15 protein-coding genes are annotated in these 14,684 nt (G+C 59.9%); 7 read left to right on the forward strand and 8 right to left on the reverse strand.

Annotation, left to right across the window (positions count from 1 at the left end):
* The 4 genes from RWT78_RS21725 to RWT78_RS21740 form a co-directional block, all read right to left on the reverse strand.
* A partial coding sequence (locus RWT78_RS21725) for an ABC transporter ATP-binding protein (protein ID WP_314678160.1) occupies positions 1-666 on the reverse strand: 666 nt, incomplete at its 3' end.
* Complete coding sequence (locus RWT78_RS21730) at positions 663-1,556, reverse strand: ABC transporter permease (RefSeq protein WP_064112944.1); 894 nt, start codon at positions 1,554-1,556, stop codon at positions 663-665. The genes RWT78_RS21730 and RWT78_RS21725, both read right to left, overlap by 4 nt.
* Positions 1,549-2,580, reverse strand: coding sequence for an ABC transporter permease (locus RWT78_RS21735; protein WP_003945487.1), 1,032 nt, complete (start codon positions 2,578-2,580; stop codon positions 1,549-1,551). Before RWT78_RS21735 ends, RWT78_RS21730 begins: the two co-directional genes overlap by 8 nt.
* Positions 2,577-4,163: an ABC transporter substrate-binding protein gene (locus RWT78_RS21740; RefSeq protein WP_314678169.1), complete on the reverse strand. Its 1,587-nt coding sequence runs from the start codon at positions 4,161-4,163 to the stop codon at positions 2,577-2,579. Before RWT78_RS21740 ends, RWT78_RS21735 begins: the two co-directional genes overlap by 4 nt.
* Positions 4,164-4,313: 150 nt before the next feature.
* On the opposite strand from RWT78_RS21740, the gene RWT78_RS21745 reads away from it, so the two are divergent.
* On the forward strand, positions 4,314-5,267 hold the full coding sequence (locus RWT78_RS21745; protein WP_003945571.1) for an ornithine cyclodeaminase family protein: 954 nt from the start codon (positions 4,314-4,316) through the stop codon (positions 5,265-5,267).
* A 100-nt stretch (positions 5,268-5,367) separates the two neighbouring features.
* Here RWT78_RS21745 and RWT78_RS21750 read toward each other — a convergent pair whose 3' ends face one another.
* Together RWT78_RS21750 and RWT78_RS21755 are read right to left on the reverse strand one after the other, a co-directional pair.
* Complete coding sequence (locus RWT78_RS21750) at positions 5,368-6,774, reverse strand: serine hydrolase (protein ID WP_054831554.1); 1,407 nt, start codon at positions 6,772-6,774, stop codon at positions 5,368-5,370.
* A gap of 184 nt (positions 6,775-6,958) precedes the next feature.
* Positions 6,959-7,846, reverse strand: coding sequence for a class I SAM-dependent methyltransferase (locus tag RWT78_RS21755; RefSeq protein ID WP_047269285.1), 888 nt, complete (start codon positions 7,844-7,846; stop codon positions 6,959-6,961).
* 384 nt (positions 7,847-8,230) lie between these two features.
* Between RWT78_RS21755 and RWT78_RS21760 the strand changes: the two genes are divergently transcribed.
* Positions 8,231-8,785 carry an RNA polymerase subunit sigma gene (locus RWT78_RS21760; RefSeq protein ID WP_314678177.1) on the forward strand — a complete coding sequence of 185 codons (555 nt, stop codon included), beginning with the start codon at positions 8,231-8,233 and terminating at the stop codon, positions 8,783-8,785.
* A 31-nt stretch (positions 8,786-8,816) separates the two neighbouring features.
* Here RWT78_RS21760 and RWT78_RS21765 read toward each other — a convergent pair whose 3' ends face one another.
* Positions 8,817-9,668, reverse strand: a complete 852-nt coding sequence (locus tag RWT78_RS21765; RefSeq protein WP_314678179.1) for a fumarylacetoacetate hydrolase family protein — start codon at positions 9,666-9,668, stop codon at positions 8,817-8,819.
* Between the two features lie 99 nt (positions 9,669-9,767).
* Here RWT78_RS21765 and RWT78_RS21770 point away from each other — a divergent pair, with 99 nt between their 5' ends.
* From RWT78_RS21770 to RWT78_RS21785, 4 genes are all read left to right on the forward strand, one after another.
* Positions 9,768-10,487, forward strand: coding sequence for an FCD domain-containing protein (locus RWT78_RS21770; protein ID WP_314678181.1), 720 nt, complete (start codon positions 9,768-9,770; stop codon positions 10,485-10,487).
* A 251-nt stretch (positions 10,488-10,738) separates the two neighbouring features.
* Positions 10,739-11,746, forward strand: coding sequence for a DUF3500 domain-containing protein (locus RWT78_RS21775; RefSeq protein WP_256261696.1), 1,008 nt, complete (start codon positions 10,739-10,741; stop codon positions 11,744-11,746).
* Positions 11,722-12,150 carry a hypothetical protein gene (locus tag RWT78_RS21780; RefSeq protein ID WP_314678188.1) on the forward strand — a complete coding sequence of 143 codons (429 nt, stop codon included), beginning with the start codon at positions 11,722-11,724 and terminating at the stop codon, positions 12,148-12,150. The genes RWT78_RS21775 and RWT78_RS21780 overlap by 25 nt, the downstream gene beginning before the upstream one ends.
* Positions 12,151-12,152: 2 nt before the next feature.
* Positions 12,153-12,890 carry an IclR family transcriptional regulator gene (locus RWT78_RS21785; RefSeq protein WP_042452480.1) on the forward strand — a complete coding sequence of 246 codons (738 nt, stop codon included), beginning with the start codon at positions 12,153-12,155 and terminating at the stop codon, positions 12,888-12,890.
* 113 nt (positions 12,891-13,003) lie between these two features.
* On the opposite strand, the gene RWT78_RS21790 is transcribed toward RWT78_RS21785, so the two are convergent.
* A complete protein-coding gene (locus tag RWT78_RS21790; RefSeq protein WP_054188029.1) occupies positions 13,004-14,164 on the reverse strand; it encodes an MFS transporter in 1,161 nt (386 codons plus the stop codon).
* Between the two features lie 257 nt (positions 14,165-14,421).
* Here RWT78_RS21790 and RWT78_RS21795 point away from each other — a divergent pair.
* On the forward strand, positions 14,422-14,684 hold a 263-nt coding region (locus tag RWT78_RS21795; RefSeq protein WP_399552174.1), incomplete at its 3' end, for a DAPG hydrolase family protein.

The following is a 14,684-nucleotide window of genomic DNA, read 5'->3' on the forward strand; positions in this document are numbered from 1 at the left end:
GTTGCAGTGTTGTGCAACCAGCCCGAGATCGTGCGAGATGAACATCATGGACATCCCCTCGTCTTCGATGAGACTGTGCAACAGATCCATGATCTGCGCTTGCACTGTTGTGTCCAATGCGGTGGTCGGCTCGTCGGCGATGAGCATCGTCGGTTCGCAGGCCAGAGCCATTGCGATGAGTACACGTTGGCGCATCCCACCGGACAATTCGAAAGGAAAGGCACCGGCGACCCGATCCGGGGCCGGAATCCCGACTCGGGCAAGCAGTTCGCGTACTCGTTTGGCTGCAATGCGTTTGGTGACCTTGTGATGTATACGTACGAGATCGCCGAGTTGTCGTTCGATGCTCACCACTGGGTTCAGCGAGGTTCCGGGGTCCTGGGGGATCATCGCAATGTCGGTGCCTCGAAGCGGGGCCAGCGCACCACGGTCGGACATGTCGAATTGCCGGCCGTCGAAGACCATCTCTCCATGTGCCGCCAGGGAGCCTTCGAGGAGGCCGAGTACGGAGTACGACGTCACTGATTTGCCGCAGCCGCTCTCACCGACCAGTGCGACGCTCTCACCCGAATTTATGTGGAAGCTGACTCCGTCCACTGGTCGCAGTGCGGGATTGTCTGCCAGTGCTACACGGAGATCCGTGATCGACAGCAGCGGTATCGTCATCGGTTGCTCCTCGGGTCGAGCGCGTGGCGAAGGCCGTCTCCACAGACCAGCAAAGTGATGACGACGAGGGCGATGGTGCATCCGGGGACTATCGACATCAAAGGCAGGTCGATGCTGTGGGTCGACCCGAGGGCGAGCATGTTGCCCAGAGACGAGGTCGGTGGCTGGATACCGAGGCCGACGAAGCTGAGCCCGGCTTCGGCGATAACGGTGAAGGCGAAGATCAGGGTCAGCTGAACCGACACTGATTCGATCATGTTCGGCGTGACGTGCCGAACGATGATGCGCCAGGTCGGAACTCCGCTCACGGCTGCGCTGTCGATGTATTCCTCTTCACGAATCTTGAGTACGACACTGCGTGTAACCCGTGCGAGATACGGCGTGTAGCCCGCAACGAGAGCGATGACCGTACTGGTGACCCCCGCTCCCATTGCGGCGATGAGCGCCAGTGCGAGCAGCAATGAAGGCAAAGCCAGCCCGACGTCGATGACCCGGGCAATGACGGTATTCGCAATTCCACGGGTGAAGCCTGCCAGCATTCCGAGTGGTAGCCCGATGATCATGACGCCCAATGTCACTGCAGCACTGATGGCGAGTGAGGTGCGGAGTCCGAACAGTAGACGGCTCAACTGATCTCGACCCAGATCATCGGTGCCGAGGAGATGCTCACCGTTGGGTGGGGCGAGAGTCGACGTGAGATCTTGGACGTTGGGGGAGTGCGGCGCGAGAAGAGGCGCGAGCACGGCCGCCGACACCAGTACGAACAGAATGCTCCATGCCACCTTCTGACCAGGCAAGGAGAGAATGCGGGCCGTGAATCGACGCCGCTGACGTGTGCTCGGCGCGATTGGGGAAGACGGGGAAAGCGCAGCTCCGAATGACTCAGTCATTGTCGGTCCTGACTCTGGGATCGATGAGGGAATAGACGACATCCATCAGAAGATTGACAGATACGACAACGATGACCAGCACGAGGATGCAACCCTGCACCACTGTGTAGTCGCGAGCCAAGACGGATTGAACGAGGAGTCGGCCCATACCGGGAACGGCAAAAGCATTTTCGACGAGGAGTGCTCCGCCCATCAGCGCGCCCATCTCCAGTCCTGCGATCGTCACAGTGGGAAGTAGTGCGTTCCGTAGTGCGTATCGAGAGTAAACGCGACGCTCGGGGATCCCGAATGACCTTGCCGTCCGGACGTAATCGGAGTTGAGTGTGCCGATCAAGGATGCACGCGTGGTCTCGAAGAGCAGAGTCGACATACCGACACCCAGCGCGATGGTCGGAAGAATCATGTGTTGGAAATGCGCACCGATACCGTCACTGATCGACGAGTATCCAAACGTCGGCAAGACGTTCTGGAACGCGATGATCAACAGGAGAGCCAACCAGAAGCTGGGTACTGCGATACCCAGCGTTCCGACCAGTCGGACACTCCGGTTCGCGCGATCGCTGGTGAACCTTGAAGCGAGGACGCTCAGTGGTACCGCGACCAACAATGCGAAGCCAAGCGCATACATGCCCAGTTGAAGTGTTACGACGATGCGGTCGGACAGTAAGGTCGTCACCGAGTCGTTGAGCACCAACGACTTTCCGAGGTCGCCGCGAGCGGCGGCGGACAGCCAGTCGAAATACTGGACCACCACAGGTTTGTCGAGACCGAGTTCGGAACGAATACGTGCGATCTGCTCAGGACTGACAGACCCGCCCGGCCCGCTCACTGTGCGAGCGGGGTCCCCGGGGATCGTCCGAAGGAGTACGAACATCAGGAATGTTGCGGCGAGTCCGACGATTCCCAGTTGTGCGGCATTGACCAACAGGGTGCGCGCGATTCGACGCAGCCGGCCGGACGAGGGCGCGGGCTCTCGCTCCTTCGGCGGCATGTCGGAATCAGGTACCGCTTCGATCACGCTCACTTGGCGAGCCAAACCCTCGAGAGTGGATTGGTGCCACCCTCCGTGAATTCGTATCCGCCGACCGATGGGCTGGTTGCGGCGATCTTCTGCGGGTACACGGTGAACGCTGCGTAGGCATTGTCCGCGATCAGCTTGGATGCCTGCTGGTACATCTGTGCCCGTTGCTGCGGATCCTGTTCGGCGCGAGCAGCGTCGAGCAGTTTGTCGAGTTCGGGATCGTTGATCGAAGAGGCGTTCAGATCGCCCTTACTGTGGAACAAGGGGTAGAGAATCTCGTCGGGATCGACGGTGGCCGTGGTCTGACCGCTGTTCATGACCGTGAAATTCTTTGCTGTGTAGATCTTCTGAGCCCAGGATCCGAACTCCTCTTTGCTCAGGTCGACCTTGATGCCGACGTTCTGGAGCTGTTCGGCAACCGCATCGGCTTCTGTCGAGAACGGAGTCTGGGTGAAGGTGCTGAACGGAACCGTCGTACCGAGGTCGAAGTTTCCGTTCTTCAGGAATTCCTTTGCCTTGTCTGTTGAAAACGTCTGTGAGGCAAGACCGGAGAGGTCCGAGTAGGCATCGCCGATTTTCGGGCTGAGGGGCCCGCTCGCCGGATCGGCGTATCCCTGGTAAATGCCCTGTGCGATACCGTCACGGTTGATCGCTGCAGAGAACCCGCGGCGTACGTCGACGTTGTCGAAAGGCTTGACCGCCTGGTTGAAACTGACGTAGTTGAACGTGTTGCTGATCGACGTCTTGATGACCGAGTTGCCTCGGCTTTTGACTTGTGCGAGTTGGGCCGGTGTCACACCGAGAACATCGAGTTCCCCGTTGACGAATGCCTGCATCGAGGTGGTCGGGTCGGGAAGGATCGAGATCTTGATCGAATCCAGGTAGTTGTCGTCAGCCCAGTAATCGTCGTTGCGGACGAGCCTGATGTACTGACCGGTCTTGTACTCCTCGAACTTGTACGGACCGGTGCCCACCGAAGCTTTGAACGGGTCGGTCTTGGCGTACTGCGTCACGGCGGTTGGGGACATCATCATCACCCGTCCACGGCGCAACGAGGCGACAAATCCACCGGCGGGGGTCGAGAGATTCATGGTTACTTCATGGGGTGCGCTGACCTCGACCGAGTCCAAAGACGGCGGCAGGTTCGCACCGGTTCCATTCGGGTCGAGCAATCGATCGAGATTGAATTTGACTGCTTCGGCATCGAACGGCGTTCCGTCAGTGAACTTCACACCATCGCGGAGGGTGAAGACGTACTGCGTGGGGGAGGTCTGCTTCCAGGACGTAGCGAGTTCGGGTACCGGTTGACCGTCCTTGAAGTCGACCAGACCGTTGTACGCGAGGGTAGCGATCGATGCTGTGCCCACCGAGGTGACGGCCATTGTTCCCATGTCGAACGCAGGTGCAATCGGTTCTGCGCCGATCGAAACTCGCAGTTCACCGCCCCGCTGCGGCTCGCCGGCGGGCTCGGACGAGGCGCCGGCGTCTTTAGCTGCGCCTGAACAACCACCGAGAACCAGTGCGAGTGCAGTTGCAGTTCCCACCAGAGCGGTACGCCTCGAGAACCGCGTCATTGTCTTGTCCATCAGATCCACCTTCGGGCCGTTCGTTCGGAACGGCGGGTTCGTACGGAGCCTTGCGAGGATGCATTAGGTGTAATACCTTACCGATTGGATGTCAAGGAATTTCAGTGAACTAGCCCTGAAGTACACCCCGAGAAACGGAATCGGAAAACGATGGAAATCGAAGATCATGCAGTGGCTCCACACATCGCCCTCGCCAGGCTCGACTCGTTGATTCCCGTCGGGGTCGCCGTCGCAGCGGTGGCCAGTGCCATCACCGAACTTCACGAGGGGCGGCTCGAACAACCACCGCGAACGGTCGTGGCGGACGGCCAGTTGCTCGTGATGTCCGCACTGCATCGGACCACCCGAGACGCCGTTGTCAAGACGCTGACGATCTACGACATCGACGGAAGCAGGCGCATCGAAGGAACTGTGCTCTGGTACGACGGAGCCACCGGACTTCCGCGATTCAGCGTGGAGGCCCACCGGTTCACCGCGCTGCGAACCGGTGCGGTCTCCGGTGTGGCAACGGACGTGCTGGCGCCCGAAAAGGTCCGGCGTCTGGCGATCCTCGGCTCCGGCGCCCAGGCCGCGACACAACTTGATTCCTGCTGCGCAGTACGGGAATTCGAGGAGATCTCGGTACACAGCCGGACTCTCGCGCATGCACAACGCTTTGTCGACGAAGCAAAAGTGAGGCATCCAGGACTCCGGCTCTCGGTAGCAGGATCGGCAAACGAATGCGTCGGAAATGCTGACGTGGTGTGTTGCGCGACCGGTGCCACGTCACCGTTGTTCGACCTGGAAGCACTGCCGGCAAACGTCCACGTCAATGCAGTCGGATCCTTCCGTCCGTCGATGACGGAACTCCCTGCCGGGCTCATCGATGCTTCGACGGTTACCGTCCTCGACGACGTAGCCGGATGTCTGGAGGGATCGGGCGAAGTCAGGTCGGCAATCGAGCGAGAGTTCCCCATCTCCGACCTCCGATCACTGGGCGCGGTAATGGAATCCGGCGTGGAGCGTCACGGTCGCACGGTGTTCAAGTCGGTCGGGTGTGCAGCACTCGACTGGGGCGTCGGCAAAGCGATCGCCGACAGGCTCGAGCGCGTCGTACTTTCCTGACCGATCACAAAGGCCTGCCCCAACGGATCCCTTTGTCGGGACAGGCCTTTCGGTGAATCTTGCGCGAGTTGGGACGTGCGCTCGAGTTGGGGAGTGCGCTTTAGCTGGTCGCATCATTCTGGATCAAGAGCATCGCGTCGTCGACCGGATCGAAGTACAGAGCCGGGTCGGCAACCAGTGCAGCGTCGTCACCATGAGTTTGCATGGTGACAACCCAGGCACGATCGTCGTGTTCCACGTAATAGGCACCCGCGAGGACCCCGATGGAACTGCCGCCCTTGAATCCGCCGTAAGTGAACCATTTCGCGGACTCGTCACTGAGCGCCGGATCCTCGGCGAGAATGTTTCGAACCGGTGCGCCGCTCTCGGTCTTCGCCTTCTCTTGCAACGTGACCAACGCGGCACGCAGGTCGGCGGGCGAGGCGAACCAATCGATGTCGAAAGGCCATGCGGGGGTGGTGAATGCTGACGCCGGGATGTCCACCAGGCCGCCAGGTAGTGCCGCGAGTATCGCTCGACGCTCGTCCGGAGTTCCGTCGCGCCAAGCGATACGTTGTGCGCCTTGGTCACCCCAGCCGAGTTGGAACAGTGCGCGGGTCGGCTTGAGCGGGATGTTGAGCGAAGGATTTGCCATGCCCATCGGGGCGAACTCGGCTTCTACCTGCTCGCGCCCGACAGCAGCGATCAGCATGTCGGTGGCGGTGTTGTCGCTGATCGAGATCATCTTGCCGGCGGTATCTCGGACCGTGACTTCAGTTCCCGATGGCAGGTCCTGCATGGTCCCGCCGGGCATCGATTTGAGGTCGTCGGTGATGGTGAGCTTCTGATCCCAGGAGAGTGTCCCGTTCTGGACGGCCGTCGCGACCGCGCCGAGAACGTACAGCTTGATCGTTGACCCTGTGGGCTGTGGTGAGGTGTCGCCGACACTGAAGACTTCGGCGTTCTTTCCTTCGGTGACCTCGGTGACGGTCAGATTGGTCGGCGCGGGAAGCGCTTTGACAGCTGCCTCGAGTTCTTGCCAAGATGCGGCCGGCACATGAACGTCCTTGGTCGGTGTGATCGCCATTCCGAGGATCAGCCCGTTGCCGTCGACGACGACGTTGACGTCGAACGCACCGCCGGTGGTGCTGGTGATGGAAACTGTGCCGTCGGAGTCGCCTCCCTTGTACTTCACTGTTGTCCAAGGCTGTCCGGCTCGGATGGAGTCGAAGTCCGGAGGTGTCAGGACGACGGGTGCAGTGGGCCCGAAGTGTTCGGCGATTTCTTCCTGGGTCAACGGCGTGCTCGTGTTGAACGCACTGAGAAGCCAGGTGATCTGCTTGCCGACGGAGCTGTCAGGGATCGTGACCGTAGCGGGTGCCGCGGTGGGGGAGGTCTTTGTGCGGTTTTCAGAGGTTTGTGCGGAATCAGTCCCGGAAGTACATGCGGCGAGGGCGAATACCGCTGCGGAGGCAAGTGCTACCAGCGTGAGCGGGCGACTCTTCCTGCGTGTGTGTTCGAGTTTCATGGACTTATTTCATCAGCATCTTCTTCGGCGCGCGTCCGTCTGAGGTGTAGACATACTCAGCCTGAGGTACTGAATCGGTTCATCCTCGAGTACCGTCAACTGCTGGTAGTGGTGACACACACCTTGCAGCTGGACAAATGGGAGAAAGGCTGCACTCGAAGAACTTTCGTGATGACTGCGAGAGCTAGTTCTTGGTCGCGGCCAAAAAGGAGGGTTGCGTTGACAGCGCTGCGATTTCTTCGGGGAGTTCGGGGATCCGGCGATCGTACAGTTCTGCCAACTCGACCGAGCTGAAGCGTCGGACAGTCCAATTGTGTTCAGCCAACCACTGGCCCGGATCGGATCGCTTGTCGCTGTAGAACAGTTGCGAAATGTCCAGGTCTCCGAACGGGTCCTTGGCGAAGTACTTGGATCTGATGGCCGCAAGCTTGCTCGGGTCGGTTCCGGCCGGAAAGTCGTTCACCGCCAAGCGACTACCGGTGGCCGAGAGTTCGTCGATCCGCTCGAACAGGGCGTCGTGGGCCGGGCCGGGGAGATAGGCGAGCAGGCCTTCCGCCGACCAGGCTGTGGGTTCGTTCGGGTCGAAACCAGCCTCCTCGAGTGCGGCCGGCCAGTCGTTTCGCAGATCGGTAGGCACAGTGCGTCTATCGGTCTTCGGCTGGGCGTCGTGCGCCGCGAGCACTTCGGCTTTGAACTCCAGCACCTTTGGCTGATCCACTTCGAATACCGTCGATCCTGAGCTCCAATCCAGCCGGTACGCACGCGAATCCAACCCTGCTGCAACGATTACCGCCTGCCTTACTCCGGATTCGGTTGACGACGAGAAGAATTCGTCGAAGAACCTGGTTCGCAACCCCATGAAACCGCCGAAGGGGGTGTCCTCGAGGAGTGTGGGATCTTTCAGAAGAGCTGTGAAATGCGGCTCGGCTGCAGCTTCTACGAACCACGATGCGAACTTGTCTTCGATGATCGCGTCCGGACGGGTGCTCTCCAGTGCTCGGAACGTTGCCACTGCCAGCGCGGTAAGTCCGACGCTACTGACGATGTCCCACGTATCTCCATCGCTCCGCATTGTCTGGGTGTCCTTCCGCTCTTGACGACTGAGCCGAACTCTCTCGACCCTACGCCCGTGTGACCCCTCGTCGCCTGGAACGGAACGGTCGGACTTGGAGCAGCAAATACACGCTGACCGGATCGAAAAATTCTGCAGTGCAAGGCGTTCGGTTTGAATCAGCACCCTGCCAGGAATTTGCCAGGTCAGTGCCAGTGGACGGCAAGGATGCAGGACTTCACTGGGGTGTGCCTCAGGGCTGAGAGAGAGCCTCGAGAATCCTTCGGGCAGGGGATTGATCGTGGCATGACCATCCGCCGGAACCACTTCGTGGGACCGTTCGGTTCCAGCTGATCTCTCGGACCGCACAACGAATGTCCCGTCGAGAAAGAGAGATGTGAGCCCATGTTGCAGGAAGGCTCGCTGGATGTATTGGCCGCCGCGGCGCGGAGCGGTAGCCGTGAGTCCATGGCCAGTTTGTATGCGGCGTTTCGTCCGATGGTTGTGCTGCGGTGCCGCGCCGAGCTTGATCAGGCCGTTTCCGATTCCGCCGCGGATGCCGCGTGCGTCGCCGTTCTCACGGCAGTGTGCGACGGATCGGAGACGTATCAGCCTTTTCTACGCGTGCTGTACGCGAGTACAAGCATCGCAATTGCTCGGGCGGCATCCGACGGGTTTAGCGGTGGATCGCTTCCGCCTCCGACAACGCTCCCGATTGTCGAACGCGATGTCTTGGTGTTGCGGCTGATCGTCGGGCTCGATACAAAGGCGACCGCAACGTCGCTTGCCCGTACGACAGACGAGGTGTCACTCGACCTGCATCGGGCGCTGCAGCGACTGCGAAAGTTGTCTTCTCCGAATGCAATCAGAAAAGTATTGACGGTCACCCGTGAGGTCGGCGAAGGTTGGCACTCTGGCGTCTGTCGAGGGCGATCTGGGGGATCGCCCATCTCGGACTGATGGCTCTCGTGACATGGTGCCTCGTTCTTGCTCAGCCTTCGAATCGAGTATTCCTGGATACCAATGTATTTCGAAGAGTACCAAGCTTTTCGACTTCGACCTCGACCTGATCGCCTGGTTGTAGTAGCCATTGGGGTGAGCGTGCGTAGCCGACTCCCGACGGTGTGCCCGTAGCGAGGAGATCGCCGGGGTGCAGTGTGAAGGTCTGAGAGATGTGAGAGAAGGTGTCGCCGACTGTATAGACCATTTCGTCGGTGCGAGCGTCCTGAACGATTTCGCCGTTGACGCGGGTTTGTATTCGCAGGCCGTCGCGCAGGTCGCCGACTTCGCTCGCAGGAACCATCGGTCCTAGTGGGCCGGATCGGTCACCGTTCTTTCCGAGTATCCACTGCGAGGTGAGTTTCTGTGCTCGCCTGCAGGTGAGATCGTTGAACGTCGAGTATCCGACGACAGCTGCAAGGGCCTGGTCGGGAGTGGCGTCGGCAAGCTTTTGCCCAACCCAGGCGACCACCTCTCCTTCCCAGTCGAGACCCTGCTCGTTGGCTGGAACGGGGACATCGGTGTCGCCGACAGTGAGGGAGTTGGGCCACCGGGCGAACAGAGTCGGATAGGCGGGTAGAGGATCTGCGCGGTAGCTCCCCTCTGCGACGTGGGCAAGATAGTTCAGTCCGATGCAGACCACCCTCGCGCCCGGCAGGACCGGTGGAACGAACTCGATGTCGGCTACCGGCAGGTGTGGCCCGGTCGGAGTCGTCGCGAGCTTGCCGGCGGGATCCGACCAGAACTCTTCGAGAGTGCACACGACACTCACGTGGGAGCCGTCCTCGGACAGTTGAGCCACCTGAACTCCACGATCGGGTTGCTGAATCCCAACGATTTTCATCAGTTGCCTTTCAGGTTCGAATTAAACCTATAAACCTTCGGAGGTTTATGGTTTCATAGGACTATGCCTCACGACACCCCAGATGGACAAGGCGGACGCGTGCCCCGGATTCCTGTTGCGCCGAGTGACCCGATTTCTGTGCTGTCCAAAGCGGTGGGGAGGGGGACCCGAGCCGAGCAGTTGGCGGCGGCGATCGACAGCCGGATTCGGGAGCAGAACCTGGAGCCCGGTGCGCCAATCGGCACGCTGGAATCGCTTCGCGGCGAGACCGGATTTGCATATTCGACTGTCAGCGAAGCGGTTCGACTGCTTCGTGATCGGGGAGTGCTGGAGATCCGCCAGGGGCGAGGTGGCGGCTTATTTGTCGCAGAGAAGAGCCCGGCGGTTCGCTTGCGCCATACGTTGCTGAGTGTCAGCGAGGGGGCCTCGGTCGTCGCGGATGCCATCGAGTTGCGTGATCACCTCGAAATCTTGATCGACACTGCTGCGGCTCGGCATCGAAGCCGGGCCGACATCGCCGACTTGGGGGCACACCTGAAGCGGATGGAATCCGCCCCCGACTGGGACACCTTCCTCCGAGCGAACTGGGCCTTGCACGAGCGAATCGCGACGATCGTTCCCAATGACCTTGCGCGATCGGTCTATATCGGCACTCTGGGCCCGCTGCACGGCACGGCCACCGAGTTCGACAACGAGCGTGACACAGCGGGCTACCGCACCGAGAGGTTTCACATCCACGTCGAACTTGTCGACGCAATCTCCGCCGGCGATGTGGCTGCAGTACGTGCGGCCGTCGTACGGCACAACACTCCAGTCTGAAAGGACGATTCATGTCCGGTGAGTTCCGCTCACATCTGTTTCCTCACGACCATCGCCGACTATCGAGTGTTCGAGGTTTGGATCCCTACGCCTATCGCGATGTGTCAAGGCGGCCTGGGACCTTTACCGGTGATCTCGTTGAGGGATGGAAGCCGCTATATCTCAACGAATTTCGAGGAGTCACCGAAAACGGCACGATCACGGACGGGCTTTACCCTTTGACAGCCGTCACGCACGGTGAAGAGGCTCCGGTGGATGAAATGGTGGATGCTGCGAGAGATCTACTTGCGGAGTTGAGTGACGTCGATCGCTCCAGGATCAGTTATCCGATCGATGCTGTCGAGTGGCAGACGTGGGCGAACCCCGAGTTCATGCAGTTCGACACCGGAGTACGACTCGAGTTCCAATCGCAACGTGTTCGACAGTTGGCTTTGCGATTGGTCGAGGCCTCGCTGAGCCCCGAAGGTTTCCGAATCGTCCGAAACATGATGTTGATCAATGGTTTTCTCGGCGAGGTTGTCGGATTGGAGACGATACTCAACGAATTCAGTTACAACGTCGCTCTGTACGGTGAACCGAGTGTCGTCTCGCCGTGGGGATGGCAATTGTACGGTCACCACTGCGCGGTCAACTGTCTGATCATCGGCGGGCGGATGGTTGTGAGTCCGGTCTTTCTCGGCGCGGAACCCAACGAGATAGACGATGGTCCCCACGCCGGCATCGAATCATTCACTGGTCGAATCGAACTCGGTATAGAACTGATGGCCGCACTCACTGACGACCAGCGGCGTGAGGCCACTGTATACGGGCTGATGAACGATCCGGCCATGCCTCCCGGGCGAGTACACCCCGGGGATGAGCGGCACCTCGCCGGAGCGTTTCAGGACAACCGAGTGATTCCCTTCGAAGGCATTCCCGTCGATCAGATGGACACGCGTGCCAGACAACTAGTGCTCGCGATCGCCGAACAGTTCGTGGCATTGTTGCCCGCGGGACCTCGGACTGCTCGTCTGCGCGAGATCGAAGAGCACCTGGACCGGACATGGTTCTGCTGGATCGGCGGGCACCGCCCTGGAGACGTCTTCTACTACCGCATCCAATCCCCGGTCTTGATAGCTGAACTGGATCACCACTGCGGTGTCTTCCTCGACTACGACACTCCTCAGCCCTTCCATATTCACACGGTGATGCGCACTCCGCATGGCAACGATTACGGACGTTCCTACGTTCGACAGTGGCAAGAGCAGACGGAATCGTGACCTGCAGTCAGCTCCAGGGAGTCGTCTCGGCCAGACACTGGATTTCGAACCTACTTCACACGTACGTCGACTTTGTGGACCGCAAAGACGTCGACGGTGCTGTGGGGCTCCTGGCTTCTGCCCGGGTTAGCTTCCCCGGGACGGGTTTCGATCATCCGGACGATGCGGAGAAGTTCTTCGCAGAATTGTGGAAATCACCTGTCGCACATCGCCATGACGTCAGCAACCTCGTGGTGCTCGCCGGGTCTGGCCCCCGAGTGTGGAAAGCTCACGCGCACTACACTCGGTGGGTGTTCGAACCCGATCCCTCGGTGCACACCCTCGGTGAATACACGATGGTTGTCGACGAACGAGACTGGAGCATCATCGAACTTGCGGTAACCAGGACCTGGACGAGGAGTTAGTCGTGGCGAACATAGGCAGGGCCACGGTGATTCTGGATTCGATCGCCGAGAGTCGCTGGCCGATGACGCTGACAGACCTCGCAACCCGCACCGGACTTCCACGTTCGACGGTGCACCGAGTTATTCAAGCTCTCGAACGTGAGTTGTACGTGGTCCGAGTTCCGGACAGATCCGGATACATCTTGGGCCCCGGCTTACTCAAGTTCGGGATGAATGCTCACCTACGGCTCCTCTCGGCCAATCGATCTCAGCTGGCGACGTTGGCTCGTACCGTCAACGAGAACGTGGAGTTGGCGATCTTCAGTGGTCGCGAGGTTGTCGTCGTCGATCAGATTGCCTCACCGGAAAGGCTCAGAGGCGTCACCAAGGTCGGCAAGAGCTTTTCGCTGCATGCGAGTTGTATCGGGAAGGCCATGCTTGCTCAGTTGCCGGAGGAGCAGGCAGTTGCGTTGTTGTCACCGGTTCTACCACGATTTACGGATAAGACGATCACCGAACGGGCGGCGCTGCTGGCGGAACTGGCGGAGGTGCGTCGCTCCCACGTCTCCGTCGACATCGAGGAGCACGACGTAGGGATCTGCGCCGTGGCTACTGCAATGATCGGACCGACTGGCGCGCTTCAAGCGATCGCCATCGTCATTCCGTCCGGGCGGTTCAAAGCGAAGAAGGAACTCGCGGTCGAAGGTCTCAAAGTGGTGAACAGTCAGGTGGATCTGGGTTTGTCGCGAGCGCAATTCTGAATGCGACTGCCTGAGAGCTTCTTCTGTGTGCTCCCGTGACTTCTGCAGATCGCGCGAATCAGTTCCCGGCTCCTACTGGGAGGTCGGGAACTGATTCGTGATCAGTGGTATCCCTACCGTCTGATGCGCCTATCTGCAAAACAGAGTGCACAGACCGCGACCAAGCACACTGCCGCGGCACCCGCGAACGTACTGAACAATCCGACGGCTCCACCCGACGCAATGGAGGTACCGCCGATTACCGGGCCTAAGAACGCCCCGACGAATGATGTCCCGTTCGACCAACCAAGGGCAGTTGCTCGTGCAGGCAACGGGTAGACATCGGCTGTGGTCGTGTGCACCAGATTCATCGTGGAATGGCCGCCGATGCCCATCAGTGCCACACAAATCATGGTCCCCGTCAACGATGTCGGCAGATAGACCATTCCGAGAAGTCCGACGAGCGTGCACGCGCTGGTGGCTACCGCTACAACTGAGGCCCCGCGGCGGTCGGCCGCCCACGCACTGGCAAAGGAACCGATTACTGCGGCACCGGTCAGAGTAAAGGTGACCACAAGAGCAGTGTTCAGCGTGTACCCCAAGTCAATAATCGACTGCGCTGCCCACACGTTGAGTCCCTGCCACGCAACCATGTTGGAGATTGCGCATACCGCGACAACCAGTGCGATTGTGGACCCGCGGCCGGTGAACAGTGCGGCAATCTTTTGCCGACCAGACCATAAACGCCCCGCCACCTCCTGGGGAGTGTCGGTCGGGATGTCGATTATCACGACGGCGGCGAGGATCACCAGAGCCGTACATGCACCGATGAAGAACATCGGGCGCCATCCGAGCGCAGGAAGCACTGGAATCGCGAGCAGTGACGCGACGACGCCGCCGAGTGGGATACCTGCCATTGTGATCGTGACGACCAACGACGCCCGTGACGATGCCGCACTGTTGCGAGCGACTGTCATCGCGGTGGTGAGCGCGCCGCCCACGCCGAATCCAGTGACAAATCGACCCACTGCGAGCATGACGATGCTGATCGACGCTCCGGTGATCACGGCTCCGAAAGCGAACAGTGCGATGGCAACAATGAGAACCCACTTTCGACCGGAGCGCTCGGCAGCGAGAGGGGCCAGTACAGATCCGGCGATGGCTCCGATATAGACGAGCCCGCCGACCAGCCCTGCTTGTTGATCGGTTATGCGCAGGTACGAGTCTTCCAACAGCAACGGAATAACAGATCCGTAGACGATCAGGTTGAATCCCTCGATCACGGTGATAACCATGCACAACCCGATGACTGCGGGGTGGGATCGAGTCTCCCCACGTTCATCGGTTCGCGCGGGTGCATTGAGATGCATGTGTTGTCTCTCCAGACAGTGAGCCCGATTCGGGCGGTCGATGTGATGCGTGCCATCGTCCGATGTCGACTTCTCGGGCGTAACCGTTTAGTCCCGGAAACCGGGACAAATGGGGTGACGCGCAGCACATCTGGCTCATACCTTCAGCTCGTTGGAAAAACTCGATCCGAGGAGCTGAATCAATGGACCTGTCAGAAGTCACCGCTCTACTAGATCCGAAGCCTCTGCAATTGGAGATGGGATACGAGCGACTGCCATCTGGAGGGCTGCACGTCGCAGTCCGTACGGATATGCACGGTTGCACCGGCGAGATGCTCGAATGGTGGGTCCGCTGGCGTTGCGACACACAGAAATACATCTGGTGGCATCCCATCGACCACACGTACAGCAGTTGGCAGGGTAATCTCTCGGACGACACTCATATCGGCAGCGAGCACGTCGTCAC

Origin of the sequence: uncultured Rhodococcus sp. (genome assembly GCF_963525155.1) — a bacterium.
Classification (GTDB): domain Bacteria; phylum Actinomycetota; class Actinomycetes; order Mycobacteriales; family Mycobacteriaceae; genus Rhodococcus_F; species Rhodococcus_F qingshengii.

Excerpts from the sequence above, each read along its gene's own strand:
- RWT78_RS21730 (WP_064112944.1), bottom strand. The coding sequence starts at position 1,556 with ATGACTGAGTCATTCGGAGCTGCGCTTTCCCCGTCTTCCCCAATCGCG.
- RWT78_RS21740 (WP_314678169.1), bottom strand. The coding sequence starts at position 4,163 with ATGGACAAGACAATGACGCGGTTCTCGAGGCGTACCGCTCTGGTGGGA.
- RWT78_RS21745 (WP_003945571.1), top strand. The coding sequence starts at position 4,314 with ATGGAAATCGAAGATCATGCAGTGGCTCCACACATCGCCCTCGCCAGG.
- RWT78_RS21750 (WP_054831554.1), bottom strand. The coding sequence starts at position 6,774 with ATGAAACTCGAACACACACGCAGGAAGAGTCGCCCGCTCACGCTGGTA.
- RWT78_RS21755 (WP_047269285.1), bottom strand. The coding sequence starts at position 7,846 with ATGCGGAGCGATGGAGATACGTGGGACATCGTCAGTAGCGTCGGACTT.
- RWT78_RS21760 (WP_314678177.1), top strand. The coding sequence starts at position 8,231 with ATGTTGCAGGAAGGCTCGCTGGATGTATTGGCCGCCGCGGCGCGGAGC.
- RWT78_RS21765 (WP_314678179.1), bottom strand. The coding sequence starts at position 9,668 with ATGAAAATCGTTGGGATTCAGCAACCCGATCGTGGAGTTCAGGTGGCT.
- RWT78_RS21790 (WP_054188029.1), bottom strand. The coding sequence starts at position 14,164 with ATGGTTATCACCGTGATCGAGGGATTCAACCTGATCGTCTACGGATCT.